Source organism: Acidovorax sp. NPDC077693, assembly GCF_044542805.1.
Lineage (GTDB): Bacteria > Pseudomonadota > Gammaproteobacteria > Burkholderiales > Burkholderiaceae_C > Acidovorax.
Genome location: NZ_JBITVD010000013.1, coordinates 18,551 through 45,298 on the forward strand (window position 1 = coordinate 18,551; position 26,748 = coordinate 45,298).

At 68.6% G+C, this 26,748-nt stretch carries 26 protein-coding genes and 1 riboswitch; of the genes, 1 reads left to right on the forward strand and 25 read right to left on the reverse strand.

All coding sequences use genetic code 11. The features are described 5' to 3' along the window. Positions 1 to 146 precede the first annotated feature (146 nt). From ACIGHN_RS18630 to ACIGHN_RS18665, 8 genes are all read right to left on the reverse strand, one after another. Positions 147 to 1,154, reverse strand: coding sequence for a FecCD family ABC transporter permease (locus ACIGHN_RS18630; protein WP_396505523.1), 1,008 nt, complete (start codon positions 1,152 to 1,154; stop codon positions 147 to 149). Next, complete coding sequence (locus tag ACIGHN_RS18635) at positions 1,151 to 2,125, reverse strand: ABC transporter substrate-binding protein (protein ID WP_396505524.1); 975 nt, start codon at positions 2,123 to 2,125, stop codon at positions 1,151 to 1,153. The genes ACIGHN_RS18630 and ACIGHN_RS18635 overlap by 4 nt, the downstream gene beginning before the upstream one ends. Then, positions 2,125 to 2,919, reverse strand: a complete 795-nt coding sequence (locus ACIGHN_RS18640; protein WP_396505525.1) for an ABC transporter ATP-binding protein — start codon at positions 2,917 to 2,919, stop codon at positions 2,125 to 2,127. The genes ACIGHN_RS18635 and ACIGHN_RS18640 overlap by 1 nt, the downstream gene beginning before the upstream one ends. Before the next feature lie 9 nt (positions 2,920 to 2,928). After that, on the reverse strand, positions 2,929 to 5,127 hold the full coding sequence (locus tag ACIGHN_RS18645; protein ID WP_396505526.1) for a TonB-dependent receptor: 2,199 nt from the start codon (positions 5,125 to 5,127) through the stop codon (positions 2,929 to 2,931). A 73-nt stretch (positions 5,128 to 5,200) separates the two neighbouring features. Further along, a riboswitch (cobalamin riboswitch) is annotated at positions 5,201 to 5,449 on the reverse strand. 19 nt (positions 5,450 to 5,468) lie between these two features. Beyond that, positions 5,469 to 7,652 (reverse strand): TonB-dependent receptor, encoded by a 2,184-nt coding sequence (locus tag ACIGHN_RS18650; protein ID WP_396505527.1) that lies wholly within the window; start codon positions 7,650 to 7,652, stop codon positions 5,469 to 5,471. A 44-nt stretch (positions 7,653 to 7,696) separates the two neighbouring features. Then, positions 7,697 to 9,157: an ABC transporter permease subunit gene (locus tag ACIGHN_RS18655; protein WP_396505528.1), complete on the reverse strand. Its 1,461-nt coding sequence runs from the start codon at positions 9,155 to 9,157 to the stop codon at positions 7,697 to 7,699. 9 nt (positions 9,158 to 9,166) lie between these two features. Beyond that, positions 9,167 to 10,564 carry an ABC transporter permease subunit gene (locus ACIGHN_RS18660; RefSeq protein ID WP_396505529.1) on the reverse strand — a complete coding sequence of 466 codons (1,398 nt, stop codon included), beginning with the start codon at positions 10,562 to 10,564 and terminating at the stop codon, positions 9,167 to 9,169. Further along, positions 10,561 to 11,271: an ABC transporter ATP-binding protein gene (locus ACIGHN_RS18665; RefSeq protein WP_396505530.1), complete on the reverse strand. Its 711-nt coding sequence runs from the start codon at positions 11,269 to 11,271 to the stop codon at positions 10,561 to 10,563. The genes ACIGHN_RS18660 and ACIGHN_RS18665 overlap by 4 nt, the downstream gene beginning before the upstream one ends. Positions 11,272 to 11,539: 268 nt before the next feature. Between ACIGHN_RS18665 and ACIGHN_RS18670 the strand changes: the two genes are divergently transcribed. After that, entirely contained in the window at positions 11,540 to 11,938 is a 399-nt protein-coding gene (locus ACIGHN_RS18670; protein WP_396505531.1) for a Fur family transcriptional regulator, read from the forward strand. A 121-nt stretch (positions 11,939 to 12,059) separates the two neighbouring features. On the opposite strand, the gene ACIGHN_RS18675 is transcribed toward ACIGHN_RS18670, so the two are convergent. The 17 genes from ACIGHN_RS18675 to ACIGHN_RS18755 all read right to left on the reverse strand — a co-directional run bounded on the left by ACIGHN_RS18675 (position 12,060) and on the right by ACIGHN_RS18755 (position 26,719). Continuing rightward, the gene (locus tag ACIGHN_RS18675) at positions 12,060 to 13,442 is read right to left on the reverse strand and encodes a sulfatase (protein ID WP_396505532.1); all 1,383 of its coding nucleotides are present in this window, start codon (positions 13,440 to 13,442) and stop codon (positions 12,060 to 12,062) included. Further along, positions 13,400 to 14,440, reverse strand: coding sequence for a Bug family tripartite tricarboxylate transporter substrate binding protein (locus ACIGHN_RS18680; protein ID WP_396505533.1), 1,041 nt, complete (start codon positions 14,438 to 14,440; stop codon positions 13,400 to 13,402). Before ACIGHN_RS18680 ends, ACIGHN_RS18675 begins: the two co-directional genes overlap by 43 nt. 13 nt (positions 14,441 to 14,453) lie before the next feature. Beyond that, on the reverse strand, positions 14,454 to 14,669 hold the full coding sequence (locus tag ACIGHN_RS18685) for a molybdopterin-binding protein (protein WP_056168199.1): 216 nt from the start codon (positions 14,667 to 14,669) through the stop codon (positions 14,454 to 14,456). Between the two features lie 350 nt (positions 14,670 to 15,019). Then, on the reverse strand, positions 15,020 to 15,727 hold the full coding sequence (locus tag ACIGHN_RS18690) for an SDR family oxidoreductase (RefSeq protein ID WP_396505534.1): 708 nt from the start codon (positions 15,725 to 15,727) through the stop codon (positions 15,020 to 15,022). 88 nt (positions 15,728 to 15,815) lie between these two features. Continuing rightward, positions 15,816 to 16,817, reverse strand: coding sequence for an NADP-dependent oxidoreductase (locus tag ACIGHN_RS18695; protein ID WP_396505535.1), 1,002 nt, complete (start codon positions 16,815 to 16,817; stop codon positions 15,816 to 15,818). A 107-nt stretch (positions 16,818 to 16,924) separates the two neighbouring features. Next, positions 16,925 to 17,581 carry a TetR/AcrR family transcriptional regulator gene (locus ACIGHN_RS18700; RefSeq protein ID WP_396505536.1) on the reverse strand — a complete coding sequence of 219 codons (657 nt, stop codon included), beginning with the start codon at positions 17,579 to 17,581 and terminating at the stop codon, positions 16,925 to 16,927. 197 nt (positions 17,582 to 17,778) lie between these two features. Further along, the gene (locus ACIGHN_RS18705; protein ID WP_007857120.1) at positions 17,779 to 17,994 is read right to left on the reverse strand and encodes a molybdopterin-binding protein; all 216 of its coding nucleotides are present in this window, start codon (positions 17,992 to 17,994) and stop codon (positions 17,779 to 17,781) included. A gap of 89 nt (positions 17,995 to 18,083) precedes the next feature. Continuing rightward, positions 18,084 to 18,896 (reverse strand): ATP-binding cassette domain-containing protein, encoded by an 813-nt coding sequence (locus ACIGHN_RS18710; RefSeq protein ID WP_056168188.1) that lies wholly within the window; start codon positions 18,894 to 18,896, stop codon positions 18,084 to 18,086. A gap of 4 nt (positions 18,897 to 18,900) precedes the next feature. Next, positions 18,901 to 19,872, reverse strand: a complete 972-nt coding sequence (locus ACIGHN_RS18715) for an aliphatic sulfonate ABC transporter substrate-binding protein (protein ID WP_396505537.1) — start codon at positions 19,870 to 19,872, stop codon at positions 18,901 to 18,903. Positions 19,873 to 19,917: 45 nt separating this feature from the next. After that, positions 19,918 to 20,790, reverse strand: a complete 873-nt coding sequence (gene ssuC, locus ACIGHN_RS18720; protein ID WP_396505538.1) for an aliphatic sulfonate ABC transporter permease SsuC — start codon at positions 20,788 to 20,790, stop codon at positions 19,918 to 19,920. Further along, positions 20,787 to 21,161 carry a VOC family protein gene (locus ACIGHN_RS18725; RefSeq protein WP_218381704.1) on the reverse strand — a complete coding sequence of 125 codons (375 nt, stop codon included), beginning with the start codon at positions 21,159 to 21,161 and terminating at the stop codon, positions 20,787 to 20,789. The genes ssuC and ACIGHN_RS18725 overlap by 4 nt, the downstream gene beginning before the upstream one ends. Positions 21,162 to 21,184: 23 nt before the next feature. Next, the gene (gene ssuD / locus ACIGHN_RS18730) at positions 21,185 to 22,348 is read right to left on the reverse strand and encodes an FMNH2-dependent alkanesulfonate monooxygenase (protein WP_396505539.1); all 1,164 of its coding nucleotides are present in this window, start codon (positions 22,346 to 22,348) and stop codon (positions 21,185 to 21,187) included. Positions 22,349 to 22,374: 26 nt separating this feature from the next. Beyond that, positions 22,375 to 22,596, reverse strand: coding sequence for a hypothetical protein (locus ACIGHN_RS18735; protein ID WP_056421273.1), 222 nt, complete (start codon positions 22,594 to 22,596; stop codon positions 22,375 to 22,377). Positions 22,597 to 22,768: 172 nt separating this feature from the next. Continuing rightward, positions 22,769 to 23,728, reverse strand: a complete 960-nt coding sequence (locus tag ACIGHN_RS18740) for a sulfonate ABC transporter substrate-binding protein (RefSeq protein WP_396505540.1) — start codon at positions 23,726 to 23,728, stop codon at positions 22,769 to 22,771. Positions 23,729 to 23,771: 43 nt separating this feature from the next. After that, the gene (locus ACIGHN_RS18745; RefSeq protein WP_396505541.1) at positions 23,772 to 24,815 is read right to left on the reverse strand and encodes a sulfonate ABC transporter substrate-binding protein; all 1,044 of its coding nucleotides are present in this window, start codon (positions 24,813 to 24,815) and stop codon (positions 23,772 to 23,774) included. A gap of 176 nt (positions 24,816 to 24,991) precedes the next feature. Then, a complete protein-coding gene (gene ssuE / locus ACIGHN_RS18750) occupies positions 24,992 to 25,582 on the reverse strand; it encodes an NADPH-dependent FMN reductase (protein ID WP_056421271.1) in 591 nt (196 codons plus the stop codon). A gap of 114 nt (positions 25,583 to 25,696) precedes the next feature. Beyond that, positions 25,697 to 26,719 (reverse strand): sulfate ABC transporter substrate-binding protein, encoded by a 1,023-nt coding sequence (locus ACIGHN_RS18755; RefSeq protein WP_056421270.1) that lies wholly within the window; start codon positions 26,717 to 26,719, stop codon positions 25,697 to 25,699. Positions 26,720 to 26,748 lie beyond the last annotated feature (29 nt).

Below are 26,748 nucleotides of genomic sequence, written 5' to 3' on the forward strand. Positions count from 1 at the left end.
AACTTTCCGCCCAAAATGTCTATGTGGGACTGGCTACATCGATGGCGGGAGGCATCGGCGAGCGCTGCCCAGAGCGCCACCCTGGCTGCAACTCATTGGGGAATTGAATCGATGGCCGTTGGACGGCCGGGTACCTGGGCCCAGCCTCAGCGCACCGCGATACGCCGCAGCCACAGCATCACGAACACGGCGCCCAGCCCCGCGGTGACGATACCCACGGGCAGCTCCTGCGCGCCCAGCACCGTGCGGGCCAGCAGGTCGCTGCCCAGCAACAGTGTGGCGCCCAGCAAGGCCGCGCACGGCACGAACGCCGCATGCAGCGGGCCCACGAAGCGCCGCGCGACGTGCGGCACCATCAGCCCGACAAAGCCGATCACCCCTGTCAGCGCCACGCAGCAGGCGGCCGCCACGGCAGCGACGAGAAAGACCTGCACCCGCAGCCGCTCGGGCGCCACGCCGACGCTGTGCGCGGTGTCGTCGCCCGCCAGCAGCGCGTCGAGCGCGCGGTGCCGCAGCGCCACGAAGGCCGCCACCACCACCAGGCCCGCCAGCGCCAGCCACAGGTTGTCCCACCGCGCCAGGCCCAGGCCGCCCATGGACCAGAACACCACGGCATGCGCCGCACGCTGGTCGCCGGCAAACACCAGCGCGTGCGTCAGCGCGCCGAACAGGAACGACACCGACAGCCCCGCCAGCACCGTCTGCGCCGGGCCCTGCCCCACCGCGCGGCGCACCAGCAGCAGCACGGCCGCCGCGGCCACCATGGCCCCGGCGAAGGTGGCCAGCGGCAAGGTCCAGGCGCCCAGCGAATCACCCGCCCAGGCCAGCACCGCCACCGCACCGGCCGATGCGCCCGACGACAGCCCGAACAGGAACGGGTCGGCCAGGTCGTTGCGGGTGACGGTCTGCAGCAGGCTGCCCACCATGGCCAGCGTGGCGCCCACCAGCAGCGCCAGCAGCACGCGGGGCAGCCGCAGGTCGCGCACGATGGCCTGGGCCATGGCACCATCCGCGCCACCACCACCGGGGCGCGCCAGCGCAGCCAGGGCCTCGTGCCACGCGACCGGGGTGCTGCCCATCGTCAGCGACAGCAGGGCCAGCACCAGCAGCACGGCCCCGGCGGCCAGCGGCAGGGCCCAGCGCGGCAGCGTCATGGCACGGCCCGCAGCGCGCAGGCGATCTTCTCGATGGCGCCGATGTTGGCCGGGCCCGGCGTGAGCTCGGCATAGCGCAGCGGGATGAAGCGGCCGTTGCGCACCGCGTCGGTGAGCCGCATGGCCGGGTGCGACTGCAGCACCTGGCGCAGGTGGTCGGGGCCCTGGCCGTTCTGGTAGTCGAGCAGCACGATGAACTGCGGGTTGCTGGCCGCCACGGCCTCCCACGATGCGGTGCCCCAGCTCATGGGCAGGCCGTCCATCACGTTGCGGCCGCCAGCGGCGTCGATCAGCGCGGTGGGCATGGCGGCGCGCCCGGCGGTGAAGGGCTTGTCCTCGCCCGAGTCGTAGACGAACACGCGCGGCGCGGCAGGCAGCGCAGGCTGCGCTGCGGCCCGCACGCGCGCCTGCCACTGGGCCACCAGCCGCTCGGCGGCATCGCGGCGGCCGAACACCGTGCCCAGGCGCAGCATGTCGCCGTAGAGCAGGTCCAGGGTGGCGCGGGGCTTGTCGCGCAGCGTGTGCGCGCAGCTTTCGGTCAGCACCAGGGTCTTGATGCCGTGGCGTGCCAGCGTGGTGGGCGTGACCTCGCCACCGGGCTGCATGCCGTAGTACCAGCCCGCCATGAAAAGGTCGGGCCGCGCGGCGAGCAGGTTCTCGAGCGTGGGGTACTTGGGCGCGAGCTCGGGCACGTCGCCCAGGGTCTCGCGCAGCGATGCGTCGGACTTGTACCAGCCGGTGATGCCCGTCACGCCCACCAGTTGCGGGCGCAGGCCCAGGGCCAGCGCCATCTCGGTCATGTTGAGGTCGTGCACCACCAGGCGCTGCGGCGGGGCATCGAAGCGCAGGGTGTCGCCGCAGTTGGAGACGGTGACGGGAAAGCCCGCCACGGCACCCGCTGCAGCGGCGGGGCCTGCGGCAGCCAGCAGCAACGACATGGACAACAACCAGGATTGCAGCACTGCCTTCATCACGCGGCCTCTCTTTCAAACGACCACAGCGTGCCGCCGTGCCGTGGGTGCCGGGTGTGCACCAGCTCCATGCCGAACACGCTGGCCACGCGCTGCGCGCTCAGCGCCTCGCGCGGGGGGCCGTCGGCCACCAGGCGGCCGGCCTGCAGCATCCACACCCGGTCGGCGAAGGATGGCACCAGCCCCAGTTCGTGCAACGCCGCCACCACCGTGATGCCCAGGCCGCGCACCAGCGCCAGCAGGTCGGCGCGCGCCGCCAGGTCCAGGTGGTTGGTGGGCTCGTCCAGCAGCAGCAGCGTGGGCTCCTGTGCCAGCGCCCGCGCCAGGTGCGCGCGCTGGCGCTCGCCGCCCGACAGGGTGGAGAGCCTGCGCGCGGCCAGGGTGTCGATCCGGCAGGTGCGCAGCGCGGCATCCACCACCCGCGCGTGTTCCGCCCGGGCCACGCGGTGCTGGTGCGGCAGCCGGCCGATGGCCACGTAGTCGCGCACCAGCAGGCCCAGGTCCACCGATTCGGACTGCGCCAGCACCGCCACGTGGCGTGCGCGGTCGGGCGCGGGCCAGCCGGCCAGGTCGTGCCCCTGCACCCGCACCACACCGTGCGTGGCCGCGATGCGTGCGCACAGCATTTTCAGCAGCGTGCTTTTGCCCGCGCCGTTGGGCCCCACCAGGGCCACGCATTCGCCGCGGTGCACGGTCGCATCGATGGGCGCCAGCAGTTCGCGCCCGCCGTCGGTGCAAAAGCCTGCGGCCTGCAACTGCAGCACGGGGGTGGGCGTGGCCAGGGGTGGAGACATGCGGCGAGCTTATAGCGCCCAGCGCACGGCCAGCTCGACGCTGCGCGGCGCGCCCAGCAGGATCTGGTCCGGGTAGAACGGGTCCGACCAGGCGGCATACACCTTGTTGGCCAGGTTGCGCCCGCGCAGCGTGACCTGCACGCCGCGCGCCACGTCCACCGTCAAAGCCGCATCCAGCGCGGTGTAGGCGGCCAGGCGCACGGTGTTGGCGTCGCTGTGAAAGCGCTCGCCCACGTGCCGCACCGAGGCCGACAGCTGCATCGGCACGCCTGCCACGAAGCGGTAGCCCACGCCCGCATTGGCCACCACGCGCGGCGCGTTGGGCGGTGTGTTGCCCGACAGCGACCCGCCGCCGGCCAGGGCGTAGTCCTGGTAGCGCGCGCGGTTGAGCGCCAGGTTGCCCCACATGCTCCACTGCGCATCGGGCCGCAATGCGACCGAGGCCTCGGCCCCGCGCGACTGCAGGGCACCGGCGCGTGCCAGCGTCTGGCCGCCCTGCCCCGCATACACGTTGCGCCGCTTGGTGTCGTACAGCGCGAAGGTCCACTCGCCACGGTCCTGCCAGAAGCCCTGCTTCACGCCCACCTCGGCGTTGCGGGTGCGGGTGAGGTCCAGCGGCTGCGTGCCGCTGAGCAGGAAGATGTTGTTGGCCGCCACGTCGGCGCCCGTGCCGTACTGGCCGTACACGGTGGTCCCCGCCGCAGCCTCCCAGGTGAAGCCCAGGCGGCCCGTGGTGGGGCGCCAGGTCTTGTCGAACGGAAAGCCGTTGCGCTGCACGCCCTGGGCGTTGGCCGAGGTGCGCGACAGCTCGATGGACTCGTGCCGCACGCCGCCGATGAGCGCCACGCTGGGCGTGAGCTTGAGGCGGTCTTCCAGCGCCAGCACGGTGTTGCGGATGCCGGTGGTCTGCCGCTGCTGCGTGAGCGGGCCGTAGGTGCCGCGCGCCGGGTTCACCAGGCTCACACTGTCGCCGGGGAAGTTGGCCGCACCGGGGCGGATGAAGTCGAGGTCGCTGTATTCGAACGCCGCCACCAGGCGGTTGTCGCGGCCTGCCACCTGGCTGTCCCACTGCAGCTCGGTCTTGTTGCCCACCGATGTCTGGTCGTGCGCGAGGAAGAACCGCTCGCGGTCCACCAGGCCCGTGGTGGCATTGAACGCGGCGATCTCGTTGTTGAACCAGGTGCGGTCGGCGGTGTAGCGGTAGAACTGGGTGCGCAGCGTGAAGGCGCTGTCGATGCGCCAGTCGGCGCCCGCGCGCAGCCAGGTCTCGCGGGCCTCGTTGCGGTTGTCCTGCACGTTGTAGTTGGTGCGCAGCGTGCGGCGGTCGATGGCCACCGGGCCCAGGTTCGTGCCGTTGTAGTTGGAGGTATAGGTGCCCGACACCACGCCGCCCACCGGCTGGATGCCCGGGGCGTTGGCCGACACCAGCGGCGTGCCCCAGTAGCTGCTGCCGTTGTCGCGCTTGGCCTCGCCGGCCACGAAGAGCTTGACGCCCGGCGCCACGTGCCAGTCGAGCCCGCCCGAGATGTGGCGGTTGCGCTGGCCGGTGTCGTGGACGAAGCCGTCGCTGTTCGAGCCGCTCACGTCGATGCGGTAGTCCAGGTCCTTCCAGCCCGTGGTGCCGCCCGAGCCGAAGGCCACGCGCCGCTCGCCGAACGAGCCGACCGCTCCGGTCACTTCGCTCTGCACCGCGCCGCGGTGCGGCGCGCGGGTGACGAAGTTGACGGCACCACCCACGGCGCCCTCGCCCGACATCAGCGATGCCGCGCCCTTCAAGAACTCGATGCGCTCCAGGTTGGCCGCGTCCATCACGCGGGATGTCATGTTGGGCGGGCCGATCTTGATGCCGTTGTACAGCGTGTTGATCTGGCTGTTGGCAAAGCCTCGCATCGAGAACGCGCTGGGCTCGGCCGGAAAGTCCCCCGCCGTCACCCCGACTGCGGCCTGGGCGGCTTCGGTCACCGTGCGCAGGCCGCGCTCGGCCAGCACCTCGCGCGGCACCACGTCGATGGACGCGGGTGTCTCACGCACCGTGAGGCCCAGGCGCGATGCGCTGTCGGTGCGCTGCTCGAGCAGCGGGCCGGGTGTGGCGGACTCCTTCACGACGACATCGGGCAAGGTGCCTGCGGTCTGGGCATGCAAAGGGAAAGCAGCGGCCAAGGCCAACGGCAGCGCGGCCATCCGCAGGGGATGAAAAGAGTGGCTCATACGATGATGGAAAACAGATAGGCCCGGCGCCAGCCTCCCGCCAGCGCTTGAGCGTCACGGCAGCGCTCCAAGAGAGCACCACCCACTTGTTGGCCGGTATCCGGGCTGGCGGAAGAATCCCCCAAAGCCTTCCCAGGTGCTTGTTCAAGGCAGTCCAGTGGCTGTAGATAAGGGGAGCGGGCCACCCATAGGGCGACCCATCCGTTGACCGTTGCGGGGGCAGCGCAGGCGCGGCACGGTCCTGTTCGGTGGTGCCTCCCTGCTTCCCGTTGAACTGCGGCATGCGAACCATGCTGCGAGCACCAACGGGGCGATTCTAGGGGCACGGTGCAGTCCTCGCGTCAGAAGTCATACCGGGCCGACAGCTCGAAGGTGCGCTGCGGCGCGATCAGCACCTGGCTGGTGGCCCGGCCTGCGAAGCTGGCATAGAGCTTGTCGGTGAGGTTGCGCACACGGAAGGTCAGCAGCACTGGCTTAATGCGCCAGCTGGCCGCCACGTCGGCCGTGGTGTGGCCGTTGATGCGGATCTGATTGGCGTTGTCGGTGTATATCTTGCCGGTGTGGTTGATGGACAGGAACAGACCGAGCGGCAGGCCCTTGAACCGGTAGTTGGCGAACAGGTTCACGATGCGCTCGGGCACGTTGGGCGGCGTGTTGCCCACGCGCGATACGCCGCCCGCCTCGGTCAGCGTGTCGAAGCGCGCATCCAGCGCCGCCACATTGCCCGACAGCGTGAGCTGCTTCGTCGCGCGCCACGCAGCGGCCAACTCGACCCCGCGCGACGACTGCCGGCCGTTGTTGATGGTGACGTTGGCGTTGTTCGGGTCGCGCGAGAGCACGTTGTCGAGCGCGATGTGGTAGGCCGCCGCCGTCCATTCCACGCTGGCCAGGCTTTGCTTGAAGCCCACTTCCAACTGCTTGCCCTTGGACTGTGGAAACGCCGCATTGCCCGCCGACAGCAGGAAGAGCGAGCCCACCGGAATGGTGGCGTTGGTGTACTGCGCGTAGACGGACGATGACGCGCTGACGTCGTACACCGTGCCCAGCCGCGCCGAGTTGGACGAGTACCGCGTGCCGAAGGCGCTGAACGTGCCCAGGTTGAGGTCGGCCACGCTGCGGTCCACGTCCACGCGGTCGTGGCGCAGGCCGCCCACCAGCGTCCAGGCCGGGGTGAGCTTGAGCGAGTCTTCGGCAAACACCGAGGTGCTGCGCACGTCCGAGGTGAAGTTGGTGCGGTTGCCGCCGCCCGCCATGAGCGCCGGGTCGTCGTTGTAGGTGCCCACGGCCGGGTCGAACAGCGGCACGCGCAGGCTGGTGGCAGTGGCCGCCGAGCCGTTGGAAAAGCGCCGCGTGTTGTCGAAGTCGGTCTTGCTGATCTCGCCGCCCACCACGAACTTGTTCGCCATGCCCGCCAGACGCCCTGTGTGCGCGGCATCCAGCCGGTTGGACAGGTAGCGCTGGTCGTGCGCGATGGTGGTCTGGTCGCGCGTGATGGACGCGGGGGCGGTGAACACCGCGCTTTCCGAATTGCGCCACAGCCGGTCGACCTGGTTGGCCGTGAGCTCGTTGCGCAGCGTCCACTCGGGCGTCAGGCGGTGGGTGATGCGGGCGCGCAGCCAGTAGGCCTCGGACTGGTTCCTGTCGTCCAGGATGTTGTAGTTGTTGCGCGCGATGCGCCGGTCCACCACCCGGCCGTCGGGCGTGCTGACCACGCTGGTGGGCTGGGTCGCCAGACTGCCGGGAACGAGCGGCGTGCCCCAGTAGGCATGGCCTTCGTCGCGGGCATAGTCGAACGACACATCGAGCCGGGTGGCACGCGCCAGATCGAACGACACGCCGGTGGTCAGGTGCTCGAGCCTCTCGCTGTTGCGCGCAATGGTGCCCACGCGGGTGTCGTTGCGGCTGTAGTCGATGCGGTAGGCGCCCGTCTCGCCCACGGCGCCGCCCAGGCCCACCGCCGCCCGGGTGGAGCCGTAGCTGCCGTAGGACAGCAGGGCCTCGCGCCCGGGGTTGTTGCGGTCGGGCCGCTTGGTCTGGAAGTTGACGATGCCGCCGATGGCGCTGTCGCCCTGCAGCACCGACGCCGGGCCCTTGAGCACCTCGATGCGCTCGTAGTTCCAGGTGTCCTGCACCCGGTTGGTCACGCCTGCGCCGGACATGCGCACGCCGTCGTACAGGTACAGCACGTTGGTGAAGCCGCGCATCGACAGCGTGGTGGGTGCCGCTGGCGTGCCCCCGCCTGCCATGCCGGCCGCACCGCGCAATGCTTCGCTTAAGGTGCGCGCGCCGCGCTCCTGGATCACGTCCTGCGACAGGATCTCCACCGACGCGGGCGTTTCGCGCAGCGTGAGGCCCAGGCGCGATGCGCTGGTGCTCCGCTGGTCCAGCTGCAGGCTGTCGCGGTCCTGCCCGCCCACGATGCTGACCGCGGGCAATTCGCGGTCGGGCTCTGGCGTCTGGGACCAGCTGGCGTGCGTGGCAGCAGCCACCGCCAGCGCCACGGCGGTGCGGGTGAAGGGGGTCATGGAATCGTCCTCTCGGGTTTGTTTTTCGGTGTTGGATGGATGCGCTAGACGACGCGGTAGCGGCGCAGCCGCCAGAGCGCTACGCCCAGCAGCACCAGCGTCGGCAGCAGCAGCTGCAGCACGGCCCGCGCGGCCTGGGCCTGCACGGTGCCGGGCGCTTCGTCTCGCCATGCAAAGGCGGGGATGTGCGCGAAGTCCGCCTCGGTGATGGCCAGGCCGCCGTCGATGCGGGGAAAGAAGAAGTCCTTCCACGCCTGGTGGTAGGCCGTGATCTGCGCCATGAACCAGGCGTTGCGGCTGTGCCCCGTGCCCGCCAGCGCGGTGATGCCCTCGTACGCCACGGCCGCAGGCGACACGGCGCTCCAGCGCGCCACCAGCGCCTGTTGTTGCGCCTGCTGCGCATCGAAGCGGTCCAGCTCGGGCTGCAGCGTGTCGTCCACCTGGCGCTGGATGCGGTAGTTGGCCATGGCCCGCCCGCTCATGGCCAGGCGGCCGTCCTTGGGCACCAGCACGTCGGGCTTGTCCACATGCTCGTAGTCGGTGGCCAGCAGCGCGGCGTTCTGCGACATGGCCTGCGCGGTGACCACGCGGGTGCGGGTGGCCAGCTCAGCGCGCGAGGGCGCCGGGCTGGTGTGCGTGACCGCGATGTTCAGCAGCACCGGCACCACGAGCACCAGCACCACCCAGCCGATGATGAGCACCATCGCATTGGTGGCCGAAGACCGGCCGAAGGCATTGACCGCCACCACCGCGGTGAACCAGAAGAGCGCATACGCCCCCACCACCAGCGCCCACCACAGCGTGGCGCCGGGCATGGCCAGGGCCTGGGGGCGGGCCACCAGCAGCACCGCCAGCGGCACCAGCACGGCGGCGCCCAGCAGCACCGCGGCGCGCACCGCGACCTTTCCGGCAATCAGCGTCGGCAACGCCAGCGGCTGCGAGAGCAGCAGGCGCAAGGTGCCGTCTTCCTTCTCACCGGACAGCAGGTTGTAGCTGAGCGCGAAGATCAGCAGTGGCAGCAGGTACACCACCACGAACGCCAGGTCGAAGTGCCCGCTGAGCAGGTGCCAGGGGTTCTCGATGTCGTTGTGGTGCAGGAAGTTGACCTTGCTCTGGTGCGTGACCTTGAACTGCGACGGGAACAGGTCGGTCTGCCCCAGCGCCACCGGCGCCAGCGCGGCGCTGGGCATGACGGCGTAGTGCGCGCCCAGGCCGCCGGCCATGTTGGCGGGGTTGGCCGGGTTGCCGAACGGCGTGGGGGTTTCGGTGCCCGCCATGATGCGCTGGAGTTGCGCGAGCTGGCTGGCGCGCGACTGCGCATCGGCCGCCACCAGGGCCGCCTGCGCGCTGTCGCGCTGCGTGGTCTGTAGCACGCCGTTGAAGAGCGCATAGCCGATGAGCAGCAGGAACAGGCCGCCCACCCACCAGAGGCTGCGCTCCTTGAGCAGCAGGCGCAGCTCCTGCCGGGCGACCATGCGAAATCGTTGGAACTGAAATGCTTGCACGAGTTTTCCTTACAGCGCCCGCTGGCGCGCCACGGCAGCCCAGGCGAATGCGACGGCGAGCAGCAGGCTGGCGCACAGCACCGCCAGGCTCGCACCGCTGCGGGCCAGCGCCCAGCCCACGGAGGGCGCGTGGTATTCAAAAGCCGGCACCCGCGCCCACAGCGACGGGCTGGCCTGGTAGGCGAAGTGCTGGTGGCCCAGCGGGTCGGCGTGCTCCACCAGGTCCTGGCTCACGATGTCCTGGATGACGCGGCGGTGCCGCTCCGCAGCGGTGGTGAAGTCACGGTGGTGCACGAAGTCGGTGCCTGCCATGGCGGTGGAGAAGGTGCGGATGGCCAGCAGCGGCATCAGCAGGCCACCGGCCTCCTGCACCGCCTGCTGGTTCTCCCAGGTGTCCCACAGCCGGCCGAAGTGGCGGTCGTACACGGCATAGCTGGACTGGTCGTCGAGCTTGAGCGCGATGCCCCATTTGTTCAGGGGCACATCGCGGCTCCAGCGCTCGGTGGTGCCGAAGGCCTGCATCCACACCTTGTCGGAAGTCGCCTTGCGGTCGGCGTCCAGCGCCTGGTTGAATGCGAGCCGCGTCGGGCTGGGGAACACGGCGCGCGACAGCTCGGACATCACGCGCGGCGCCACCACGGTGTTGGCGATCCACAGCGCCAGCAGCACGGTGATGGCCACGCGCGAGGTGCGCGATGCGGCCGACACACCGAGCGTGACGAACACGAAGATCGCCAGGTACAGCGCATAGCCCAGCGCGAGGGCCGCAAAGCGCAGCAAGGCGTCGCCGCGCTCGCCACTGGCGGCAGACAGGGCCACCACCGCCGCCGCGATCAACGCGGCCGGCAGCAGCAACGCCGCCAGGCCCATGCCCAAAGCGGCCGCCTTGCCCCACAGCAGGCGCAGCGGCGGCACGCCCAGGCTCAGCGTCTGGCGCAGGATGCCCTGCTCGCGCTCGCCCGCAAAGGCGTTGAAGCCCAGCACCACCACCAGCAAGGGGCCCAGCACCTGCAGGATCCAGCCCACCGACAGGTCGCCAAAGCGCTGCAGGCCGGTGGCGTCCTGCGCGGGGCGGAACTTCACCTCGCTTTGCCGGTGCGCCTGCAGCCACACGGTGCTGCCGATGTAGGGGTTGATGCCGGGGTCGAGCAGCGCCAGCGCCGCGTCGGGCTTGAAGGCGTGCATGCCCTGGTGCGCCGCGTCGTGCGGGTGGCGTGCGCCCTGCTTGAGCCAGTCCTGGTAGTCGGAGTTCTGGGCCGCGGCCTGCTCTGCGCGTGCCTCTTTCTGGTGGCCGTAGCCCACCGCCAGCGCGGTGAACAGCAGCAGCATGACCATGCCGCCGGCCCAGTACAGCCGCCCGTCGCGCAGGCGCTCGCGCAGGTCCTTGAACGCGATCAGCCAGATCATTGGCCGCCCCGCATGTGCCGCAGGTACAGGGCCTGCAGGTCGGTGTCGCTGATCTGCTGGCTGTCCAGGCTCTCGACCAGGCGCCCCTGTTTCATGATGCCGATGCGCGTGGCCGTCTGCTTGGCGTGGAACAGGTCGTGCGTGGTGGCCAGGATGGCCACGCCCGCGTCGCTCGCGCGCTGCAGCAGCGTGGTGAACTCGGCCGCGGCATGCGGGTCCAGGCCCGAGGTGGGCTCGTCCAGCAGCAGCGCCTTGGCGTCCTTGGCCAGCGCCACGGCGATCCAGATCTTCTGGCGCATGCCTTTGGAATACGCGGCCACCCGCTTGTCGGCCGCGCCGGCGTCGAGCCCCACCTGGGCCATCAGCTCCAGCAAGCGCGTGCGCGGCGGCGGCTCGCCCAGGGCCAGCGCCGCGAAGTAGCGCAGGTTCTCCAGCCCGGTCAGCGTGCCGTACAGGTTCACCTGCTCGGGGATGTAGGCCAGGGACTGCTTGGTGGCCACAGGCTCGCGCGTCACGTCCACGCCGTGGATCAGCGCCTGCCCTCCGTCGGGGTCGATGAAATTGAGGAACAGGTTGACGGTGGTCGTCTTGCCCGCGCCGTTGGCGCCCAGCAGGCAATAGATCTCGCCCGGCCGGATGTGCAGATCGAGCGGGTGCAGGGCGGTGTGGTCGCCGTAGCGTTTGGTCAGGCCGATGGCTTCGAGCACGGGGAGGTTCTCCAGTCAGGCGCGGGAAAGGGAGGCAGGCCGTTTACTGCACAAAGGCACAAGGGCAGAAGGGCACAAGGGCAGCCAGCGATCGGCGCAAAAACCTGGCGACGCCAGATCAGCCTTTAATGATAATGCATTATCGATATCAAAAAAGAATCCCATCCGGTGGCCCGCACAAGAAACCACACGCCCGGCATCGCGGACCGCAGGGAGTGCAGTCACCGATAATTCGCAGTCCCTGCCCCACGCCACCCTGTCTTCCCCGATGGAACGATCCACCAAGCAACGCACCGCCATCCACGCCGCCATTGCGGACGCACACCGCCCCCTGACACCGCAAGAGGTGCTGGACAGTGCGAGGGAGAGCGTGCAGGGCCTGGGCCTGGCGACGGTCTATCGCAACATCAAGGCGCTGGTGGAAGATGGGTCGGTGCAGGTGGTGAACCTGCCGGGCGAGAGCCCGCGGTACGAGTCGTCTGCGCACGACCACCACCATCACTTTCAATGCACGGTGTGCTCGCGGGTGTACGACGTGCACGAGTGCCCCGGCGATCTGCGCAACCTGGCGCCCAAGGGCTTCACCGTGGAGCGGCACGAGCTGACGCTGTACGGGCGGTGTGCGGATTGCGCGCCGGTGCCTGCGCGGGCGCGTGCCAAGCGGTAGGCAGCGGGCGGTAGGCGTTTGGTGCGTACCGGGCTGCCGACCAGAACGCAAAAAGGCGAGCCGTGGCTCGCCTTTTCTTCTGGCACCACCGCAACGCGTGAGGCTGCGCTGCGACCTGAGGCTATCCCCGCGTGAGCCGGTGCGGCACGTAGCGGTCGGCCTGGATGTCGGGCGTCACGCCATGGGTGTAGACGTCGTCGGTGATGGGCAAGAACTGCGCGTCCCACGCGGCCCACTGCGTCTTCAGGCGCGCGAAGACCGCGGGCTCAAGATCGCGCAGGTTGGCGCGTTCGCGTTCGTCCTCGGCCACGTCGAACAAAAACTCGTTGTCATTGACCTTGAGGTATTTCCAGTCGCCGTCGCGCACCGCGCGCTGGGCCTGCGCCTTGTAGCGCCAGTACAGCGTGCGCGGGTGCACGGGCGCAGCGCCTTGCAGCACCGGCAGGATGTTCTCGCCATCGCTCGGGTAGTCCGCATGCGGCGACAACCCAGCAGCGGCCAGCAGCGTGGGCAGCCAGTCCATCGATGCGGTGACCTGGTGCTGCACCTGCGGCGCGATGCGTGCGGACCAGCGCAAGAGCGTGGGCACGCGCAGGCCGCCTTCGAGCAGCTCGGTCTTCTGGCCGGTGAAGGGCCAAGTCTTGGAGAAGCGCTCGCCGCCGTTGTCGCTGGTGAAGACGACGATGGTGTTATCGGCCTCGCCCACATCATGGAGCGCCGCGAGCACCTGGCCCACCGCGGCATCGAGCGCCTCGACGATCTCGCCGTATTTGCGCAGGCTGCCGCCGTCGTAGTGGAACAGGCTCTTGATCTGGTGCGCCACGGCCTCGTCGCCCGGCCCTTCCCAGGGCCAGTGCGGCGCGGTGAAGTGCAACGACAGGAAGAACGGCTTGCGCTCGTCGGCACCCTGCCCTGCGCGGGCGTTGATGTACGCCGTGGCCTCGTCGGCCAGCACCTGGGTGTAGTAGCCGGCGCGCTCCACGGGCACCTCGTTCTCCCACAGGTCGCGCGCCACGTCGTCGCCCACGCCGGGCTTGTGCGTGAAGTAGTCGATGGCACCGTGCAGGTTGCCGAAGAAGCGGTCGTAGCCGCTCTGCAGCGGCCCGTACTGCGGCGGCAGGCCCAGGTGCCATTTGCCGATGAGGGCCGTGTCGTAGCCCGCGGCTTTGAGCAGCGACGGCAGTGTGGGATGGTCCGGCGGCAAGCCCAGGCCGGTGTCGCGCAAGGCGATGGGCTCTTCGAGCCCCGCGCGCAGCCGGTACTGGTAGCGGCCGGTGATGAGCGCGATGCGCGTGGCCGAGCAAACCGCCGAATTGGCGTACGCCTGAGTGAAGCGCACACCCTGCCCCGCCAGGCGGTCCAGGTGGGGCGTGGCGAAGTCCGTGGCGCCATAGACGCCCAGGTCCGCCCAGCCCAGGTCATCGGCCAGGATGAAAACGATGTTGGGAGCCTGGGCCACGGTCAATCCGCCCAGAACCCGGACGACTCGATCACCGGCCGCCATTTGGCGATCTCGGCCACGCGCAGTTGCTCCAGGGCTTGCGGCGTGCGCGGGTCCGGGTCGAGCGCGATCTCGTCGAGCCGTGCCTTGACCACCGGGTCTGCCAGCGCCTTGTTGAGCGCACGGTTGAAAGCGGTGACGGTGGCTGCCGGCGTGCCGGTGCGGGCCCACAGGCTGTACCAGCCGCTGCCCACGGCCTTGGGGTAGCCGGACTCGGCGAAGGTGGGCACATCGGGCAGTTCGCGCGTGCGCTTTTCCGAGAAGGTGCCCAGGATGCGGATCTTGCCCTGCTTGTGCAGCGGCAGCAGCTCGGTGGTGGTCTGGATGGCCGAGCTGATCTGCCCGCCCGCTAGGTCCGACAGCATGGGCCCGCCGCCCTTGTAGGCGATGTGCACGATGTCGATCTGCGCCGCGCCGCCCAGCAGCAGCCCGAAGAAATGCGGCAGGCTGCCCGCCGCCGGGCTGCCGAAGTTGGCGCGGTCGGGGTGGGCCTTGAGCCAGGCCACGAACTCGGCCACGTTGCGCGCCGGGTGGTTGGCCGGCACGGCCAGCGCCAACTGGAAGTGCGCGAGCAGGCCCACCGGCGTGAAATCCTTGGCGGGGTCGTAGCCCGGCTTCTTGTAGACGATCTGCGAGAGCACCGGCGTGATCAGCGGAGCAATCAGGAAGGTGCTGCCGTCCGCAGGCGCCGACAGCAGCGCCTGCGCCGCGATCTGGCCGCCGGCACCGGGCCGGTTGTCCACGATGATGTTGTGCTTGCCGCCCAGGTGCGCGGGGATGCGCTCGGCCAGCACGCGGGCCAGCAGGTCGATGCCGCCGCCCGCGCCAAAGCCGACCAGGATGCGCGAAGACTCGGGCACCGCCGTCGCCTGGGCCCACGCGGCCGGGGCACCGCCCACACCGCAGGCCAGCGCGCACACGCTGGCCGCAGCGCGGCCCAGCAGCGTGCGCCGCTGGCGCGACAACTCTGTCGACGATGGCGAAGTCCGTGTCTCGGTCATGGCTGCTTCCGGGTCAGAGCTTGGCGATGGAGACTTCGGTGGACTTCACCAGGGCCACCACATCGGAGCCCACGACCAGGGCCAGGTCGTCCACCGAGCGGGTGGTGATGACCGACGTGACGATGCCCCAGGGGGTTTCGACATCGACTTCGGAGACGACGTCGCCGCGAATGATCTCGCGCACTTTGCCCTTGAACTGGTTGCGGACGTTGATGGCTTGGATGGACATGGAAAGGCTCCTGGAAGATAGGAAAAAATGGGCGGATGCTGGGGCGGAGGCCCGTGTCGACAACGATCTGTCGCACCGGGCAACCTGCCGTGCACCCACAAAACTAAACAACCAGAAGCAATGTAAATTAAGTTTCTTATACGAATAAATGGTCATTACTCATAAGCTTTGACTTAGATGTATGGGGCATGAGTTGCAGCCGCCACGGCATAAGCGCGGGCCGTGGAAGTACCCCGGTATTTGGGCCGCACCACCCGATGGCCGCTGCAAAACGCAGCCGCCCCGCCAGACCTTTCGATCTGGCGGGGCGAATGGAAGCGGCCGGTTCAGCCGGGGAGGTCGCTGGTGTCTCAGGCGGGCTGCGGCAGGTAACTCGGCCGCGTGGCCGTCATCGACAGCTTGACGTGCTGCGTGAGCTCATCGGCCAGCACTTCGTCCGCACCGGCGGCCAGGCCGTCCAGCGCGCGCTGCACGATCTGCTCCGGGCTCGACTTGGGGACGTCGAAGCCGCGCGTCAGGTCGGTATCGACATAGGCCATGTGCAGGCCCAGCACCTGCGTCTTTTGCGCCGCCAGTTCGTGGCGCAGCGCGTTGGTCAGCGACCAGGCGGCGGACTTGCTGGCCGAATACGCCGCCAGCTCGCCGCCATTGACCCACGACGCCACCGACAGCACGTTGAGCAGCGCGCCGCCGCCGTTGGCCGCGAGGATGGGTGCAAAGGCCTTGCTCACGCGCAGCACGGCGAAGACGTTGGTGTCGAAGATGCGGCGGGCCACCTCTTCGCTGTCGGCGTCCATGAAGCCGCCGGGCTGGGCGATGCCGGCGTTGTTGATGACCAGCGTCACATCGGGCGCGGCGGCGGCCGCAGCGGCCACGTCGGCGGGGTTGTTGACGTCCAGGCGCAGGGCCTGCACCCCAGGCTGGGGCGCGACGGTGGCGGGGTCGCGCGCACCGGAGTAGACCTTGCGTGCGCCGCGGGCGAGCAGCTCGCGGGCAAATGCCAGGCCGATGCCGCGGTTGGCACCGGTGATGAGGACGACAGCGTTTTCGATCTTCATGAAAATCTCCAGAGGGACAGGTGGAACGGATGGGAGGTTGGGTGGGGACTGACGGCGTGAGAAAAAGGATGTGCAGCGGCCTGCTGGCTCACACCACCTGGATGACGACCTTGCCCTTGGCACGGCCCGCTTCCACATAGGCCAGGGCGTCGTTGGTGGCGCTGAACGGAAAGACTTTGTCGACCACCGGGCGGATGGCGCCCGCTTCGACAAGGCGCGTGATCTCCTGCAGCTGCGCGCCGTGCGCCCGCATGAAGAGGAACGAGTAGCCCACGCCCAGCGCCTTGGCGCGCCGCCGTGTGCCGGCGCTCAGCAGGCGCATCACCAGCCGCACAAAGCCGGGGGCGCGAATGGCCTGGCCGAATGCCGGGTCGGGCGGGCCGGAGATCGAGACGACCTGGCCGCCGGGCTTGAGCACGCGCAGCGACTTCGCCAGCGCCTTGCCGTCCTGGCTGTGCAGCACGACGTCGTAGTCGCGCAGCACCTCTTCGAAGTCCTGCGTCTTGTAGTCGATGACGACATCGGCGCCCAGGCTGTGGACCAGCGCCGCATTGCCCGCGCTGGCTGTGGTGGCGACAGTGGCGCCCAGGTGCTTGGCCAGCTGGATGGCAAAGGTGCCCACGCCGCCCGACCCGGCCTGGATGAAGACCTTCTGGCCTTTTCGCAACTGCGCCTTTTCCACCAGCGCCTGCCAGGCCGTGAGTCCCACCAGCGGGATCGATGCGGCCTCTTCCATCGTCAGGCCGCGGGGCTTGCGGGCCAGCGACGATGCCTTGACGGCGATGAGTTCTGCAAAGGTGCCGATGCGGAAATCGTCGGCCCGGGCATAGACCTCGTCGCCCGGCTGGAACTGCTGCACACGCGGCCCCACCCGCACCACCACGCCCGCCACGTCGTGCCCCAGCACCAGCGGCATGGCGTACGGCAGGATGAGCTTGAACTCGCCGCTGCGGATCTTGGCGTCGAGCAGGTTCACGCTGGCGGCATGCACCGCCACCAGCACCTCGTCGTCGCGCAGGTCCGGCGCGGGGACATCGGCGTGCCGCAGTGGGCCCTGCTTGGCGTAGCGGTCGAGGACAAAGGCTTTCATGGGGCTTCCTGGGTAAAGGACACAGCGCTAAGCGGTGCAGATCGCAAGCAAATTCGCATGATGATCGTCATATGTAAAGGCAAAAAAAAAGCGCGCCGCTGGGGAAGTCAGCCGGGCGCGCCGGGCGGCGTGGCAGGTGCAGCGTCTGCAGCGTGCGTCGAGTTCGTCAGCTGTATCAGGTGCTTGAGCGCGGCCTCGCGCAGGCTGTCCGACAGCGCGGGCTCGTCCACCGCGCGGGACAGCACCAGCGCGCCCACCATGGTGGCCATGGTGACGAGCGCCTGTTCGTGGGCTGCGGGCTGGCCCCACTGCGGCGACTGGCGCCCGATGAGGTCGACCATTTCCTTGATATGCCGGGTGGCCACGCGGCGCACCTCGGGTGCCTGGCGCGATGTCTCCGAGCCCAGGGCCGCCAGGGGGCAGCCCATCTCGACACTCTCGACATGTTGGCGCGACAAGTAGGCCGAGAGCATCGCGGCCAGCGCGCGGGGCGACGGCTCGCCGGCCGCGGCACCGGCCGCCAGCGCTGCGGATTCGGTGCATGCCTTGGCAGCGGCCTCGGCCAGCATGGCCTCGCGGGAGTCGAAGTGCGCATAGAAGGCGCCGTGCGTCAGGCCCGCCTCTTTCATGATGTCCGCCACGCCCGTGCCGTGATAGCCCTCGCGCCGGATCGCCCGCGAGGCCACCGACACGATGCGCTCGTGCGTGGCCTCCTTGGCGGCGGCTCTGGAATGGGGCGCGGGCTTTGGCATGATGCGCATCATACGACATAGCGCCATGTGTCGCAACCCCGGCCGTCTGCGCCGCTGCTTCTGCGAGGCCCACTCCACCCGAGCTCCCCTGCCCCCTCGGCATCAGAGACTCAGGCCCTGCGAAAGGGTCTGTCTGCAAACACTACTATTTTCATAGCGCCTTGCGCCCTACCAGCAAGCGGTAGGGGCATTTTTGCTCTCTCACCCACTCACAGTTTGGCGATGGACACCTCGGTCGACTTGACCAGCGCGACCACGTCGGAGCCCACGACCAGCGCCAGCTCGTCCACCGAGCGCGTGGTGATGACCGACGTGACAATGCCCCAGGGCGTTTCGACATCGACTTCAGAGACGACATCGCCGCGCACGATCTCGCGGACTTTGCCTTTGAACTGGTTACGGACGTTGATGGCTTGGATGGACATGGGTTTCTCCTTGATGGGGCCGTGGGGCGAAGAAAGGACTGACAGAAGACAGAAAGAACGCAACGGAAGGCAGCGGGCGCCAGAAACGGCTACACCGCCCAGCGCAGACCATGCGCAGGCACGCCGGGCCACGGCGCTTCGTGCGCCGGCTCGCCGTCGGGCTTTTGCAGCACGCGGTCCAGGATGCGCTTTTCGATGGCGGCAAAGGCGGCGTCACCGTGCGACCGGGGGCGTGGCAGGTCGATGCGCTGGTCCAGCGCGATCTGGCCGTCCTCGATCAGGATCACGCGGTCGGCCAGGGCCACGGCTTCTTGCACATCGTGGGTCACCAGCAGTGCGGTGAAGCCGCTGCTGCGCCACAGGCCTTCGATGAGGCGGTGCATCTCGATCCGTGTCAGCGCATCCAGCGCGCCCAGGGGCTCGTCCAGCAGCAGCAGGCGCGGGTTGTGCACCAGGGCACGGGCCAGGGCTACGCGCTGGCGCTGGCCGCCGGACAGGCGCGCGGGCCACTCGGTCAGGCGGTCCCCCAGGCCCACGCGGGCCAGCACGTCGGCGGCGGCGCCGCGCCGCGCAGGCGGCAGGCCCAGGGCCACGTTGTCGGCCACGCGCTTCCAGGGCAAGAGGCGCGAGTCCTGGAACATGATGCGGGTGTCGTCGCTCAGCCCGGCCACGTCCTTGCCATCGAGGCGGATCGCGCCGCCCGAGACGGATTCGAGCCCCGCCACCAGCCGCAGCAGCGTGCTCTTGCCGCAGCCGCTGCGGCCCACGATGGCCACGAACTGGCCAGGCTCGATCACGAGTTCGGTCTTCTTGAGCACGTCGCGGGTGCCGTAGCGCTTGTCCACGCCGCGCACTTCCAGGCGCACGCCTTGCGCGGCGGGGGTGTTGGTCGTCTGGGTCATGGTGTCAGGCTCCGGTCTTGAACAGCGGCACGTCCAGCGCGTTCACGCGCTTGGGCAGCAGCTTTTCGGCAAAGAAGGCATCGGCGATGCGTTGTTGTTCGGTCAGCGCCGCGGGCACCACGGCACGCACCTCGTAGCTGCGGCGGCTGTTGGCCAGCTCGATCACGCCCGCATCCAGCCCCCACACGGGGGCCAGCAACGCGGCCGCGTCCTTGGGGCTTTGCTTGACCCACACGCCGGCCTTTTGCAGCTCGTTGAAGAACACGCGCAGCACATCGGGCCGCGCCTGGGCAAACGGGGTGCCGGCCAGGTAGTAGCGCTGGTAGGAGGCCAGGTCGCGCCCATCGGCCAGCACACGCACGGCCGACTGCTTTTGCACAGCGGCGAGGAACGGGTCCCACACCACCCAGGCGTCGATGGCGCCGCGCTCGAAGGCCGCGCGGCCATCGGCGGGGGTCAGGTAGGCGGGCTCGATGTCCTTGAACGCCAGGCCGGACTTTTCCAGCGCAGCGATCAGCAGGAAGTGCACGCCGGCGGCCTTGGCAAAACCGATCTTCTTGCCCTTGAGGTCGGCGACGGTCTTGATGGGCGAATCAGCGCGCACCACGATGGCCTGGGCCGAGGGCGAAGGCGATTCCTGCGCCACGAAAGTGAGGTTGGCGCCCGCTGCCTGGGCGAACACCGGCACGGTGTCGGCCACGTCGGCGCTCACGTCGATGTTGCCCAGGTTCAGCGCTTCGAGCAGCGGCAGGCCGCTGGTGAACTCGTGCCACGTGACCTTGACGTTGAGCGGCGCAAGCAACTGCTCCAGCGTGCCGCGCGTGCGCAGGATGGTGGTGAGGGTGGACGACTTTTGCAAGCCGATACGCAGTGTTTGCAAGGTTTCAGGCTTGCCCTGCGCGGCGGCCAAACCGCTCGACAACGCTGCGATGGCACCGAGCACAGTGCGCCGGTGAATGTGGAAAGGGTTGGTCATGGTGGTCCGCAATTCTTGGAATGAAGGGTCGGGCTGCAGTGCGCCTTACGGCGTCTGGTAGCCGGGATGCCAACGCAGCCAGTAGCGCTCCAGGCCCTTGGCGAACAGGTCGGCCAGCTTGCCCAGCAGTGCGTACAGCAGGATGCCGACCAGCACGATGTCGGTCTGCAAAAACTCGCGGGCGTTCATCGTGAGGTAGCCGATGCCCGCCTGCGCCGAGATGGTCTCGGCCACGATCAGGATCACCCACATCAGGCCCAGCGAGAAGCGCAGGCCCACCAGAATGCTGGAGAGCGCGCCGGGCAGGATGATCTGTTTGTACAGCTGCCAACGGCCGAGGCCATAGGTGCGCCCCATCTCGATCAGACCCGGGTCCACATTGCGGATGCCGTGGAAGGTGTTGAGGTAGATCGGGAAGAACACCGACACGCTGATGAGGAACAGCTTGGCCGATTCGTCGATGCCGAACCACAGGATTACCAGCGGAATCAGCGCCAGCGCCGGGATGTTGCGCACCATCTGGATGGTGGAGTCGAGCAGGGTCTCGAACAAGCGCACCGAGCCGGTGAGCAGGCCCAGCAGCAGGCCCAGCCCGCCGCCAATGGCCAGGCCTGCCAGCGCGCGGCCGGCGCTCACCTTGACATGGGTCCACAGCTCACCCGACACGGTGAGCGTCCACGCGGCCTTGATGACTTCGAGCGGCGCTGGCAGCACGCGGGTGGAGAGCCAGCCCTGCGACGATGCGATCTGCCACAGCACGATGAGCCCCACGGGCACGGCCCAGGGCAGCAGGCGCTGCAGCAGGCCGGACAGGAAGCGGGACAGCGCTGCAGGCAGCACGGGCTTGTCGATCGGCAGATCGACGGAATCGGCCACAGGCGATACCTGCAGCTCGCGGACGGTCTGGGTCTGGGTCATGGGGTGGTTTCCTGTTCGTGATCGGGCTCTAGAAACTCCAGCTGGTTGCCCGCCGGGTCCTTGACGTAAAAGCGCAGATAGCCGGGCAGCGCGCGGTTCTCCACCAGCGGCAAATCGGCCTGCAGCAGGCGGTGGCGCAGGGCCGGCAGGTCCTGCACTTCAAATGCCAAGTGCGACACCGCGGGCGCGGGCTGCCAGTGCTCGGTGGGCACCAGGTCGATGCGCTGGGTGCCTGCGGCAAAGCGCAGCGTGTTGCCCGCTTGCAGGCGCACCTCGGGCAGGCCCAGCAGGCTGGCATAAAAGCGCCGGATGGGCGCCTCGGCACCGGCCGGAAAGGCCAGTTGCACGTGGTTGATGGACTGGATGCTCATGGCGTGGCTCCTCGTCGGTGCGGTCAGCTTTGCGAAGCGCGTGGCACGAAGTCGTTGGCCACGGTTTCGCCGAACGGGCCCAGCGGGTTGCCGCCGGTGAGCTTCTCGCGCACGCCCAGCGGCAGCAGCGGGAACACCAGCTCGGCAAAGCGGTAGGCTTCTTCGAGATGGGGGTAGCCCGACAGCACGAAGTGGTCGAGCCCCAGGTCTGCGTATTCCGTGATGCGCGCAGCCACGGTCTCAGGGTCGCCCACCAGGGCTGTGCCCGCGCCACCGCGCACCAGGCCCACGCCCGCCCACAGGTTGGGGCTGATCTCGAGGTCAGCGCGGCTGCGCTTCACGCCCCCGGCATGCAGCGCGGCCATGCGGCGCTGGCCTTCGGAGTCCATGCGTGCAAAGACCGACTGGGCGCGTGCCACGGTCTCGTCGTCCACATGGCTGATGAGCTCTTCGGCTGCGGCCCAGGCCTGCGCCTCGGTCTCGCGCACGATGACGTGCAGGCGGATGCCGAAGCTGACGGTGCGGCCGTGCCTGGCCGCACGGGCGCGCACGTCGGCCACCTTCTTGGCGACCTCGGCCGGGGGCTCGCCCCAGGTCAGATACGTTTCCACCTGCTCGGCCGCAAGGTCGTGCGCAGCGTCGGACGAGCCGCCGAAGTACACCGGCGGGTGCGGCTCCTGCAGCGGCGGGAACAGCAGCTTGGCGCCCTTGACGGACAGGTGCTTGCCCTCGTAGTCGAAGGTCTCGCCCCGGTGGCTGCGCGTGAGGATTTCGCGCCAGATGCGGATGAACTCGGCCGACTGCTCATAACGCGTGGCGTGGTCCAGGAACACGCCGTCACCCTCCAGCTCCGCGCGGTCACCACCGGTCACCAGGTTGATGAGCAAGCGCCCGCCCGACAGGCGGTCGAAGGTGGCGGCCATGCGGGCGGCCAGCGCGGGCTGGTGCAGGCCGGGGCGCACCGCGACCAGAAACTTGAGCTTTTTGGTGACCGCCAGCAGGCTCGATGCGATCACCCATGGGTCTTCGCACGAGCGGCCGGTGGGAATGAGCACGCCTTCGTAGCCCAGGCTGTCGGCGGCCACTGCCACCTGCTGCAAGTATTCGAGGCTGAGTTGGCGTGCGCCCTTGGCCGTGCCAAGGTAACGGCTGTCGCCGTGGGTAGGGATGAACCAGTAGATTTTCATGGTGTCGCTTTGCCGTGTGGGGGTCATCAATAGGAGAAGGCCAGGCCGTAGCCCGCCAGCGAAAAGCCGAAACGCAATGGACAGGCCCGCATGCCTCCAGCCGCCACATCGGCACGCACACCGGCCTGCACACGCCTGCGCGTGCGGACCAGCCTGCGCGCCGGCGCCTTCAGGCGCCAGGCGTTGGCCGTGGTGCGCAGCACGCGGCGTGCTGCATCGTGGACAGGGCTTGCGGAAGCGGTGGGCATGTCAGGGCTCCTTGGTTTCAATTGCGGCGGACTGTGTGACCCGAGACCGTAAAAACTGGCGCTGCCAAGGCCAGTGCCAACGTGGAACCGGCTTTGCCGGGCCACCGGTGGCGTCCCCCTCCCGCGCAGCAAGAGAGGGGGAAGGCGCGAAGCGACTCAGGGGGTGCACCCTCTACCACGGCGAGCGCGCCACATCGCGCACCTGGATGCGCTGGGGGATCAGCTTCAGGCTGAAGAAGGTGTCCGCGATCTTTTGCTGCTCGGCCAGGATCTCGGGCGTCACCGGGCCGGTGCCGTATTCGGCACGCGACGTGGACAGATCGAGCACGGCCTTGGGGATGCCGAACAGCGGGGCCAGCTCGGCCGCCAGCAGGTCGCGGTTGACCTTGGCCCAGATGTCGATCTTGTTGAGCTCTTCGATGGCGATGCGCAGTACGTCGGTGTTCTTGTCGGCGTACTGCAGCGACGAGAAGTAGTACGCGCGGTTGCCCACCACGCCCGTGGCGTCGGCCAGCAGGCGGGCGTCCAGCGTCTTTTCGGCCGCAGCGGCAAACGGGTCCCAGATCACCCAGGCGTCCACAGAGCCCTTCTCGAAAGCGGCGCGCGCATCGGCAGGCGGCAGGAAGGCCACGTTCACGTCGCTGTATTTCAGGCCGTGCTTCTCCAGCAGCTTGACCAGGAAGTAGTGCACGTTGCTGCCCTTGTTGAGCGCGATCTTCTTGCCCTTGAGGTCGGCCACGGTCTTGATCGGCGAGCCCTTGGGCAGCAGCACGCTCTCGGCCTTGGGGCGGGGCACGGTGGCGGCCACATAGGCCAACGGGGCTCCTGCAGCCTGCGCAAAGATCGGAGGGGCTTCGCCCACGTCGCCGAAGTCGATGGAGCCGACGTTCAGTGCTTCGAGCTGCACGGGGCCGGCGGTGAACTCGGTCCATTTGATGGAAACACCCAGCGGGGTCAGGCGCTTTTCCAGCGTGCCGCGGCCCTTGAGCAGGCTCAGGAAGCCCTTCTGGTGGCCGATGCGGAACTCACGCGCCGGGGTTGTTTGCGCCAATGCGCCGAAGGCCGGCAGCGCCACAGCGCTGGCCGCACCCTGGACGAGGCGGCGGCGGGACAGGGAGATCGAAGTCGTCATGGTGTTCTTCTGAGAATGAATGCGTGTGCAACAGGCCGGGGCATCAGGGCTGCGCGCCGAGCACGACGGCGTCGCTCACCTTGATGGCCTTGGGGATCAGCTTCAGCTCGAAGAACGTGTCGGCGATCTTTTGCTGGTCGGCCGCCACCGCAGGCGTGATGGGCTTGACGTTGAATTCATAGCGCTGCAGCGCCAACTCGACCACGTCCACCGGCAGACCTTGCAGCGGCGCGATCAGCTCTGCGGCCTGGCGCAGGTTCTTCTTGAGCCAGATGCCTTGCGCCACCGAGTCTTCGAACAGCGCCGCGATCACCTTGGGGTTCTTGGTGACGAAGTCGCGCGCGCCCAGGTAGTACTGGTAGTTGTTGACCACGCCGCCCGTGCCGTCGGCCAGCACGCGGGCGCCGGTGGCTTTTTCAGCCGCGGCCTGGAACGGGTCCCAGATCACCCAGGCATCCACGTTCTTGCTCTCGAACGCGGCGCGGCCGTCGGCCGGGGCCAGGTACACAGGCGTGATGTCGGACAGCTTGAGGCCGTTCTTCTCCAGCTGCTTGACCAGCAGGTAGTGCACGTTGCTGCCCTTGTTGAGCGCGACCTTCTTGCCCTTGAGGTCGGCCACCGACTTGATGGGTGAGTCCTTGGCGACCAGGATGGCCTCGGCGCGCGGCGCGGCGGGGTCGTGGCCGAAGTAGACGAACTTGGCACCGGCGGCCTGGCCGAAGATGGGAGGCGCCTCGCCCACATAGCCCACATCCACGGCGCCCACGTTCAGGCCTTCGAGCAGTTGAGGGCCCGCCGGGAACTCCACCCACTTCACGCCAAAGCCCAGGGGCGCAAGCTTCTTTTCCAGCGTGCCCGTGGCCTTTTGCAGCACGAACAGGCTGGCGGCCTTCTGGTAGCCGATGCGCAGCTCGCCCTTGGTCTGGGCCTGCACCGGCTGCGCCAGCAGGAAGGCGGCGATCAGCACGAAGGCCGTGAAGACCACAAAGCCGATGAACATGTTGCGCAGGGCGGCCAGGCCGCCGGCGCGCGGGGCATGTTCCGCGCGGTCTGAACTGGCTGCGCCGTCGCGTGTCAGTGTGCTCATGGTGAATGTCCTTTGAATCATGGAAAAAGGTGGCGTCTGTCTGAACCCGGGCAGTGCTCCGCCCAGCCCACCGCTCGGGGCAGCGGGCCTGTAAAAAAAGGGGAACGAGAAATGCGGGAGCCCGGCCGCGCCGCAACATCCCCACGGTGGGGTGCGCGCAGGGCGGGCGGCGCCCGTCAGACGCTACATCGCACCTGCGAGAAGTGCACCGGCGCAAACCGCGTGGCCTGGGCGGGCGAGGGGCGCAGGGTTTCCGTGACGAGCACGTTCACGGCGTCGTCCAGCCGTGTGGCGATGTCTTCGTTCACGTGGTAGGCGCCTTCGGGTGTCAACGTGACCTGGGCATCGGTGGCATAGATGCCGGGCAGGATGCTCTTGGCACCCAGCGACTGCAGCACGGGGCGCAGCGCATAGTCCAGCGCCAGCATGTGGTGCGGACTGCCGCCGGTGGCCAGGGGCAGCACGATCTTGCCCTTGAGCGCCGTCTGCGGCAGCAGGTCCAGAAAGACCTTGAGCACGCCGCTGTACGCGGCCTTGTAGACCGGCGTGGCCACCACCAGCACGCTGGCCTGGGCCACTTGGTCGACAGCACCCACCACGGTGGGGTGGCCAAAGTCGGCCAGCAGCAGCGCCTGGGGCGACAGGTCGCGGATGTGGATGCGGTCCACCAGCGCACCGCGCACCGTCAGGCGCTGGGCGACAGCGTCCAGCAGAGCGGCGGAGCGGGAACGCTCGGAGGGGCTGCCGGCGATGAGAAGAGCGGACATGAAATGTGTTTCCTGAGGGCGTGACTTGGCCAGCGCCACCGTGGATCCGGCTTCGCCGGGCCACGGGTGGCGCCCCTTGAGGGGAGGCGGCCGCAGGGCCGCTTCGGGGTGAAATTACTTCTTGGTGTAGATCTGGTCGAAGCTGGCGTTGTCGGCAAAGTGCTCCTTGGCCGCCTTGTCCCAGCCACCGAACGCGTCGTTGATGGTGAACAGGTTCAACTTGGGGAACTGCTTGGCGTACTTGGCCTTGGCCTTGTCGGACACGGCGGGGCGGTAGAAGTGCTTGCCGGCGATGTCCTGGCCTTCTTCGGTGTACAGGTACTGCAGGTAGGCCTCGGCCACGGCACGCGTGCCCTTCTTGTCCACGTTCTTGTCCACCACCGTCACGGCGGGCTCGGCCAGGATGGAGATCGAGGGCGCGATCACGTCGAACTTGGTGCCGAATTCCTTTTCCAGCAGGTAGGCCTCGTTCTCCCAGGCGATCAGCACGTCGCCCTGGTTGCGCTGGGCGAACGTGATGGTGGAGCCGCGTGCGCCGGTGTCCAGCACGGGCACGTTGCCGTACAGCTTGGCCACGAAGTCCTTGGCCTTGGCGTCGCCGCCGTACTTGCGCTTGGCGAATTCCCACGCGGCCAGGTAGTTCCAGCGGGCGCCGCCCGAGGTTTTGGGGTTGGGCGTGATCACGCTGATGCCGGGCTTGACGAGGTCATCCCAGTCCTTGATGCCCTTGGGGTTGCCCTGGCGCACCACCAGCACGATGGTCGAGGTGTAGGGCGAGCTGTTGTGGGGCAGGCGCTTTTGCCAGTCCTTGGGGATCCAGCCGCCGTTGGTGTGCAGCGCGTCGGTGTCGCCAGCCAGCGCCAGGGTGGCCACGTCGGCCTCCAGCCCGTCGATGATGGAGCGCGCCTGCTTGCCCGAGCCGCCGTGGCTTTGCTTGACGGTCACGTCCTGGCCGGTCTTGGCTTTCCAGTGCTTGGCGAAGGCCTGGTTGAAGTCGACATACAACTCGCGGGTGGGGTCGTACGACACGTTGAGCAGCGTCACGGACTGGGCAAACGACGGCAATGCCGTCAGGGCCAAGCTGCCCACCAGGGCGGCGGCGAAGGGAAACTTGATAAAGTCGCGGCGAAAGTTCATTGGGAGGCCTCTTTTTTGGAATGCTGAAC

Coding starts and splice junctions, on each gene's coding strand:
- ACIGHN_RS18635 (WP_396505524.1), bottom strand. CDS start 2,125: ATGAAGGCAGTGCTGCAATCCTGGTTGTTGTCCATGTCGTTGCTGCTG.
- ACIGHN_RS18705 (WP_007857120.1), bottom strand. CDS start 17,994: ATGTCCATCCAAGCCATCAACGTCCGTAACCAGTTCAAAGGCAAAGTC.
- ACIGHN_RS18675 (WP_396505532.1), bottom strand. CDS start 13,442: ATGGCGGCCGGTGATCGAGTCGTCCGGGTTCTGGGCGGATTGACCGTG.
- ACIGHN_RS18690 (WP_396505534.1), bottom strand. CDS start 15,727: ATGAAGATCGAAAACGCTGTCGTCCTCATCACCGGTGCCAACCGCGGC.
- ACIGHN_RS18630 (WP_396505523.1), bottom strand. CDS start 1,154: ATGACGCTGCCGCGCTGGGCCCTGCCGCTGGCCGCCGGGGCCGTGCTG.
- ACIGHN_RS18740 (WP_396505540.1), bottom strand. CDS start 23,728: ATGACGACTTCGATCTCCCTGTCCCGCCGCCGCCTCGTCCAGGGTGCG.
- ssuE (WP_056421271.1), bottom strand. CDS start 25,582: ATGTCCGCTCTTCTCATCGCCGGCAGCCCCTCCGAGCGTTCCCGCTCC.
- ACIGHN_RS18670 (WP_396505531.1), top strand. CDS start 11,540: ATGGAACGATCCACCAAGCAACGCACCGCCATCCACGCCGCCATTGCG.
- ACIGHN_RS18725 (WP_218381704.1), bottom strand. CDS start 21,161: ATGAGCATCCAGTCCATCAACCACGTGCAACTGGCCTTTCCGGCCGGT.
- ACIGHN_RS18645 (WP_396505526.1), bottom strand. CDS start 5,127: ATGAGCCACTCTTTTCATCCCCTGCGGATGGCCGCGCTGCCGTTGGCC.
- ssuD (WP_396505539.1), bottom strand. CDS start 22,348: ATGAAAATCTACTGGTTCATCCCTACCCACGGCGACAGCCGTTACCTT.
- ACIGHN_RS18685 (WP_056168199.1), bottom strand. CDS start 14,669: ATGTCCATCCAAGCCATCAACGTCCGCAACCAGTTCAAGGGCAAAGTG.
- ACIGHN_RS18680 (WP_396505533.1), bottom strand. CDS start 14,440: ATGACCGAGACACGGACTTCGCCATCGTCGACAGAGTTGTCGCGCCAG.
- ACIGHN_RS18735 (WP_056421273.1), bottom strand. CDS start 22,596: ATGCCCACCGCTTCCGCAAGCCCTGTCCACGATGCAGCACGCCGCGTG.
- ACIGHN_RS18700 (WP_396505536.1), bottom strand. CDS start 17,581: ATGATGCGCATCATGCCAAAGCCCGCGCCCCATTCCAGAGCCGCCGCC.
- ACIGHN_RS18755 (WP_056421270.1), bottom strand. CDS start 26,719: ATGAACTTTCGCCGCGACTTTATCAAGTTTCCCTTCGCCGCCGCCCTG.
- ACIGHN_RS18695 (WP_396505535.1), bottom strand. CDS start 16,817: ATGAAAGCCTTTGTCCTCGACCGCTACGCCAAGCAGGGCCCACTGCGG.
- ACIGHN_RS18650 (WP_396505527.1), bottom strand. CDS start 7,652: ATGACCCCCTTCACCCGCACCGCCGTGGCGCTGGCGGTGGCTGCTGCC.
- ssuC (WP_396505538.1), bottom strand. CDS start 20,790: ATGACCCAGACCCAGACCGTCCGCGAGCTGCAGGTATCGCCTGTGGCC.
- ACIGHN_RS18710 (WP_056168188.1), bottom strand. CDS start 18,896: ATGACCCAGACGACCAACACCCCCGCCGCGCAAGGCGTGCGCCTGGAA.
- ACIGHN_RS18640 (WP_396505525.1), bottom strand. CDS start 2,919: ATGTCTCCACCCCTGGCCACGCCCACCCCCGTGCTGCAGTTGCAGGCC.
- ACIGHN_RS18715 (WP_396505537.1), bottom strand. CDS start 19,872: ATGACCAACCCTTTCCACATTCACCGGCGCACTGTGCTCGGTGCCATC.
- ACIGHN_RS18660 (WP_396505529.1), bottom strand. CDS start 10,564: ATGATCTGGCTGATCGCGTTCAAGGACCTGCGCGAGCGCCTGCGCGAC.
- ACIGHN_RS18745 (WP_396505541.1), bottom strand. CDS start 24,815: ATGAGCACACTGACACGCGACGGCGCAGCCAGTTCAGACCGCGCGGAA.